The following is a 6074-nucleotide window of genomic DNA, read 5'->3' as shown; positions in this document are numbered from 1 at the left end:
GGAGAGCTGATCCGACAGGGCACTGAACCGGTCCCAATCGCTCCAGATCGCCGGCAGCGCCTCCGACGGGTGGTCGAGGCTGTCCTTGGGAAAGAGCCTGGTCAGCGCCTCGCCGCCATGGCTTTCGATGGTGGCGGCCAGCGACCGGACCCGTTCGGCACCGTAATCCTGCTGACCCCGCATCATCGCGGTCAGTTCCTTCATGGCGTCGCCGAGCGCTTCCATGGATTCCATGCGCTCCTTCACCACGCCGGTGGCGCCGCCATGGGCGATCGCGGTGGTTGCACCGGCTCCGATCGCAGCCGCCATCGCGACCGCGGCAATCATCTTGCGTTTCATCGTCAAACTCCGTTCGTCGTCGGATCGTTACAGGATCAGTCAGTCTGAAAACGAAGATCGAGGATCGGAGGGGGATTGGGCGGCGCCCGGGCGACGTCAAGAACCGGCCGTCTGACAAGCGGGCGACCGACCTTCGCCGGCTCCCTTACCTGGTCGGTACCGCTCTGAGCAGGCACATCGAGGCCGGCAAGCGAACAGCCGATCCCCAGACCTGCAAAAAACAACGGGTTGGGATCCGACGGCTGCTCCGCTTCGAGCGTACTTCCGGTTCGCAGCTCACCAACTGCCAAGTACACCGGGGAGAGTGCAACTGCCGGAGCCTGATGCGCCATACCCTGTGCGGGTGCGATAAGGCCAAGGATCAGAAGCATGATCAGGAATAGGCAGGCTTTCGCGGACAACCCTTCCCGCGCTTCCTCCTTGCTTCCACCCCCGATCTCACCCATCAAAAGATCCCGTTGGCCCTTTGCAGCTCGCGAACGTAGCGCACAATCATATCGACGTCCTGCTCAGAGACCCCTTCAACCGCTGGCATGTTCCCGAAGCGCCAGTGATGTGCCTGAACGCCCATTAATGTGGCACGATAGAACGCCGGATCGCCGTGGTGGCTTGGCTCATAGATGGGGTGAATCAGCGGCGGTCCCACCTCGGACCCGGCCGCATTGGCGCCATGGCAGCTTGAGCAGTTGACATTGAACAGAATCTCTCCGGCACGGCCGTTGGGAGAAAACTCCGGAACGCTAACCTCAACTATCGGTCCGCCTCGCCCTGCCGCCTGGCCGCCCATACTGTGCGGTCCATACATCCACCATCCGCCTAGGGCCTGTCCCCATAAACGGGTTTCGTTGAATGATGAGATTTGATTCAACCTTCTGAGAAGGAGGTTGGTATGCGCCGTCACGAGTTGAGCGATAAGGAATGGTCGATCATTAAGCCGCTGCTGCCGCGCAAGAGCCGCGGGGTGAAGCGTGTGGATGACCGCCGGGTGATCAACGGGATCCTGTGGCGGTTCCGCACCGGGTCGTCGTGGCGCGATGTACCGGAGCGCTATGGACCGCGCACGACGCTCTACAACCGGTTTTGCCGTTGGCGGGCCTCGGGTGTGTGGGACCGGCTCTTGGAGGCGGTCTCAGAGGCTTACGACGGCGACATCGTGATTGATCGACAGCTCGTGTGTCCGCGTCCACCAGCATGGTGCCGGCGCGAAAAAGGGGGATCTGGCGATCCGTGCATGGGACAGTCCCGAGGCGGGCTGACGACGAAGATCCACGCCGTTGTCGATGCCGAGGGCCGGCCTGTTCGCCTGGCGTTGACCGCCGGCAAGGCGGGAGACGCCCCCATGGCGGCGGGGCTGTTGGAAACAGTGATGCCGGGTGCCACCGTGCTCGCCGACAAGGCCTACGACACCGACGGTATCCGATCCTTCGTGGCCGCCCGCGGCGGATGGGCGAACATACCACCGCGCATCACCCGAAAAGACACCTTCGCCTTCAGCCGCTGGGTCTACCGCCAGCGCAACCGCGTCGAGCGCTTCTTCAATCGCCTCAAACAGATGCGCGGCATCGCCACCCGATACGACCGGCGCGCCGACAACTATCTCGCCGCCGTCAAACTCGCCGCGACACGCATCTGGATCAAAGCGTTATGAGTCCGCTTCCTAGACCCACAAGAGCAATTGCCAGAACGCCGGCAATGACTGACAACCGTTTCATTGTAGCGTCCCCGATTTCGTTCCGGCCAGATCGTCTAGGATCGGGCAGTCTGGTCGATCGTCGCCATGGCAGCGGTGTACGAGTTCGGTCAGCGTGGCATGCATCGCCTGTAGATATCCGATCTTCCGGTCGATGCTGGCGAGGTGATCTTCGGCAACCTGCTTGACGTCCGCACTCGCCCGAGCGCGATCAGGGCACGGCAGTCCTCGATGGTGAAGCCGAGCGAGCGGGCGCGCGCCAGGAATGTCAGCTTGTGTACGTCGCTTTCGTCGAACGCACGGTATCCGTTGGTGCCGTGGGCGGGCCGGACCAGGCCCACGTCCTCATAGTACCGAATCGTCTTGGCAGGGAGGCCGCTCAGAGCGGCGACGTCGCTGATGTTCATGGCCGTCCTTCGATAAATACTGTGTCGGGCTCCAAGCCGCTATTCGAGCGCCTTCCGTCGCGTCTCGAACTCCGCCTGATCGATCTCACCCCTGGCGAAGCGCTCCCGCAGGATGGAGAGCGAACGATCGCCAGAACGACCGTCACCGGATGCCGGATGCCAGCCGAGAAATCGCGCGATGAGGAGAACCGCGCCAACCAGGAAGGCGATGAAGATGAGCATCATGACCGGTCCCATGAACCAGCCTCCCCAACTCATCATCGGGTGGTAGCCGTACTCGCTGTAGTTCGGTTCGGCGATCACCGAGCCTCCAGACAGGAAAGCGATCACGATCACGACAGTAGCGACTATCTTGATCATTGTCTGATCCTCCACTTCAAGTAGGGCCATAATCAAACTATGCACCCTCCGGCAACTGGAAGGTCAAGCGCGTCGATGTGATGAGATGCCGCTTGACCTTCCAGTGAGAGGAAACCTCATGGTCAGTCTGTCAATCTGGCGAGGTAACCATGAACTCCCATACCAAGACTGATGCCCACGTGATCGTGCGCGACCCGGTCTGCGGCATGACGGTCGATCCCGACGCCGGCAAGCCCCGGCGCGAGCATGCTGGCCACACCTACCACTTCTGCTCCGGACGCTGTCGGGAGAGGTTCGCTGCGGCCCCGGAAGATTACATCACGGCGGAGGATCCAGTTTGCGGCATGAGCGTCGACCGCGCCTCGGCGCAGCACATGGCCAAGCACGCCGGAGAGCGGTTCTACTTCTGCTCCGAGCGATGCCAGACCTGCTTCGAGGCCGAACCAGATGCCTTCCTCGGGAACCATTCCGCGCCGGGACCGATGCCGGAGGGGACGCTCTACACCTGTCCTATGGATCCCGAGATCGTCCAGGATCATCCCGGCGACTGCCCGATCTGCGGCATGGCGCTCGAGCCGATGACGCCGACCACCGATGCCGGTCCCAACCCCGAGCTGATAGATTTCCGCCGCCGCCTCTGGATCGGCGGACCTCTGGCGGCCGGAGTGTTCGTTCTGGAGATGGGAGATCACCTAGGACTGCCTCTCGCCGAGGAGCTTGGGCCGACACTGCATATCTGGCTGCAGTTCCTGCTGGCGACACCGGTCGTGGTCTGGATCGCGTTTCCGTTCTTCAAGCGCGGCTGGTCATCGATCGTGAACCGAAGCCCGAACATGTGGACCCTGATCGCCCTTGGCACCGGTGCTGCATATCTGTTCAGTCTTGTCGGCATGCTGTTTCCCGGCGTTTTCCCAGCGTCGTTGTTGAACCAGCACGGGCAGGCGCCGGTGTATTTTGAGGCGGCGGCGGTGATCCTGATCCTGGTGCTGGTCGGGCAGGTCATGGAGCTATCGGCCCGGGAGCGAACCGGCGATGCGATCCGCGCCTTGCTCAACCTAGCCCCGAAGACGGCGCGGCGGATCACTGACGACGGCGAGTCCGATGTTCCCTTGGAGGAGGTCCGCCAGGGCGATCGGCTGCGCGTGCGTCCTGGTGAAAGCGTCCCAGTCGACGGTGTGCTGCTTGAGGGCAGGTCCGCCGTGGATGAGAGCATGATCACTGGTGAGCCGGTCCCGGTCGAAAAGGCAGAAGGCGACGGCGTCACGGGCGGCACGCTGAACAAGTCCGGCAGCTTCATCATGACGGCAGAGAAGGTCGGCGCCGACACCGTGCTGTCGCGCATCGTCGATATGGTGGCAAAGGCGCAGCGCAGCCGGGCGCCGATCCAGGCGTTGGCCGACAGGGTCGCGGGATATTTCGTGCCTGCGGTCGTGCTAATCGCCCTCGCCGCGATGGCGTCCTGGCTGATCTTTGGGCCGAGCCCGGCGTTGTCCTACGCGGTCGTGGCCGCAGTCAGCGTGCTGATCATTGCTTGTCCCTGCGCGCTTGGCCTGGCGACTCCGATGTCGATCATGGTCGCGACCGGGCGCGGAGCCCAGGCCGGCGTACTGATCCGCGACGCCGAAGCCCTGGAGCGCTTCGCAAAAGTGGACGTGCTGATCGTCGACAAGACCGGGACACTAACAGAAGGCCGGCCGACGCTGACCGACGTCATTGCCGCCAACGACGTGGTGGAGAGCGATCTTTTGTCCCTCGTTGCCTCCCTTGAGCGGGGCTCCGAGCACCCGCTTGCCGAGGCGATTGTCGACGGTGCCGAAAAACGGGGTGCGGCGCTGTCAGACACCGCAGACTTCGAGGCCGTGACCGGCAAGGGTGTGCGCGGTACGGTGTCGGGCAAGGCCATTGCCCTCGGTAATGCGGCGATGATGCGCGATGTTGGCGCTGATCCGGAGGCGTTCGCGGAAACTGCAACGTCGCTTCAGGAGCAGGGCAAGACCGCCATGTTTGTTGCGGTCGACGGCCTAGCTGCGGGTCTGATAGCCGTCGCGGACCGGGTTAAGGAGACTACACCTTCGGCGATCCGTGCGCTGCATGAGGCCGGCCTGCGGATTGTCATGGCCACCGGCGACAGCCGACGAACCGCCGATGCGGTGGCCCGTGATCTCGGCATCGACGATGTGCGGGCCGAGGTCAGCCCGGAGGACAAGGGCACTTTGGTTGAGGAACTTCGCGCCCAGGGGCTTAAAGTCGCCATGGCCGGCGATGGGGTCAATGACGCCCCGGCCCTGGCGGCCGCCGATGTCGGTATCGCCATGGGAACAGGTGCGGATGTCGCCGTCGAAAGCGCCGGCGTGACCCTGGTGAAGGGCGACCTCATGGGGATTGTTCGCGCCCGGCGGCTGGCTCAGGCGACGATGGGCAACATCCGTCAGAACCTGTTCTTCGCATTCGTTTACAATGCGGCAGGCGTGCCGATCGCAGCGGGCGTCCTCTACCCAATGTTTGGCATCCTCCTGTCGCCGATTGTCGCCGCGGCGGCCATGAGCCTGTCCTCGGTGTCAGTGATCGGCAACGCCCTGAGGCTCCGCACACTCAAACTCGGAGGTTAAAATGTGCTCCCTGAGGCGCTGTCACACCTTCTGGAGGGCAGAGCGTCAAAAAGTACGCTAAACAACGTTCTAATGACTGCAATCTGGGCCCGTAGGCAAAGTGTATTCGTTCGCCGGCCTGTGGCCAGCGCCTGGAAGACCTTGGCGGGTGTGCCGCGAGCTCCTGATCGACGACGATTGATCACGCTCTCATCCGCGGGTTGGAAACCGCACTTCCCGTCTCCGTCGTTGGGCCTGCCTCTCTCTAAGCACGGGCGCCGGATGATCCTGCCCCAACGTATACCGAGGATTGCCCATCGGGGTTTCCGTACCATTTTCCCCGGTACTTTGGGGGAATCCGGTACGGAAACCCCTGAACAGTCGATCCGAGGGATCGCCGTCGGGCGGAAGAACTACCTCTTCATGGGCTCCGAGGGCGGCGGCAAGGCCGGGGCCATCGCCTACACCCTCATCGAGACCGCCAAGCTAAACGGCGTCGACCCGCAGGCCTGGCTCACCGACGTGCTCGGCCGGATCGCCGAGCACAAGATCAACTGGCTCGATGAGTTGTTGCCCTGGACCTACGCTCAGCACTGCTGAGCGTACCGGCGATCGTCAGACCTGGTCAGATGGGCTTGGCCAGACGCTCACGATCGGGCGTCGCCCCATGACGGTCATTGGAAGCGCTAG

The 6074-nt window shown here is 63.1% G+C and carries 7 protein-coding genes and 1 pseudogene; 3 read left to right on the top strand and 5 right to left on the bottom strand.

What is annotated here, in order from left to right; translation table 11 throughout:
• The 3 genes from G578_RS0104275 to G578_RS0104265 all read right to left on the bottom strand — a co-directional run.
• Positions 1 to 339: c-type cytochrome (locus G578_RS0104275; RefSeq protein WP_038013613.1), on the bottom strand; the 339-nt coding region annotated here is incomplete at its 3' end.
• Between the two features lie 35 nt (positions 340 to 374).
• Positions 375 to 785 carry a hypothetical protein gene (locus tag G578_RS0104270; protein ID WP_028793192.1) on the bottom strand — a complete coding sequence of 137 codons (411 nt, stop codon included), beginning with the start codon at positions 783 to 785 and terminating at the stop codon, positions 375 to 377.
• A complete protein-coding gene (locus tag G578_RS0104265) occupies positions 785 to 1126 on the bottom strand; it encodes a c-type cytochrome (RefSeq protein WP_038013610.1) in 342 nt (113 codons plus the stop codon). The genes G578_RS0104270 and G578_RS0104265 overlap by 1 nt, the downstream gene beginning before the upstream one ends.
• A gap of 102 nt (positions 1127 to 1228) precedes the next feature.
• Here G578_RS0104265 and G578_RS28970 point away from each other — a divergent pair, with 102 nt between their 5' ends.
• The gene (locus tag G578_RS28970) at positions 1229 to 1987 is read left to right on the top strand and encodes an IS5 family transposase (RefSeq protein ID WP_245565555.1); all 759 of its coding nucleotides are present in this window, start codon (positions 1229 to 1231) and stop codon (positions 1985 to 1987) included.
• A 60-nt stretch (positions 1988 to 2047) separates the two neighbouring features.
• On the opposite strand, the pseudogene G578_RS24650 reads toward G578_RS28970, so the two are convergent.
• Together G578_RS24650 and G578_RS28160 are read right to left on the bottom strand one after the other, a co-directional pair.
• Positions 2048 to 2436 (bottom strand): annotated as a pseudogene (locus tag G578_RS24650) (Cu(I)-responsive transcriptional regulator).
• A gap of 39 nt (positions 2437 to 2475) precedes the next feature.
• Entirely contained in the window at positions 2476 to 2796 is a 321-nt protein-coding gene (locus G578_RS28160) for an SHOCT domain-containing protein (protein ID WP_169400819.1), read from the bottom strand.
• Between the two features lie 149 nt (positions 2797 to 2945).
• Between G578_RS28160 and G578_RS0104245 the strand changes: the two genes are divergently transcribed.
• Together G578_RS0104245 and G578_RS0104240 are read left to right on the top strand one after the other, a co-directional pair.
• Positions 2946 to 5405 (top strand): heavy metal translocating P-type ATPase, encoded by a 2460-nt coding sequence (locus tag G578_RS0104245; protein ID WP_028793188.1) that lies wholly within the window; start codon positions 2946 to 2948, stop codon positions 5403 to 5405.
• Between the two features lie 402 nt (positions 5406 to 5807).
• Entirely contained in the window at positions 5808 to 5984 is a 177-nt protein-coding gene (locus tag G578_RS0104240) for a transposase domain-containing protein (protein WP_211228858.1), read from the top strand.
• Positions 5985 to 6074 lie beyond the last annotated feature (90 nt).

Origin of the sequence: Thalassobaculum salexigens DSM 19539 (genome assembly GCF_000423805.1) — a bacterium.
GTDB lineage: Bacteria > Pseudomonadota > Alphaproteobacteria > Thalassobaculales > Thalassobaculaceae > Thalassobaculum > Thalassobaculum litoreum.
Note: the sequence above shows the minus strand (reverse complement) of the source record. Positions and strands in the feature narration are given on the sequence as shown.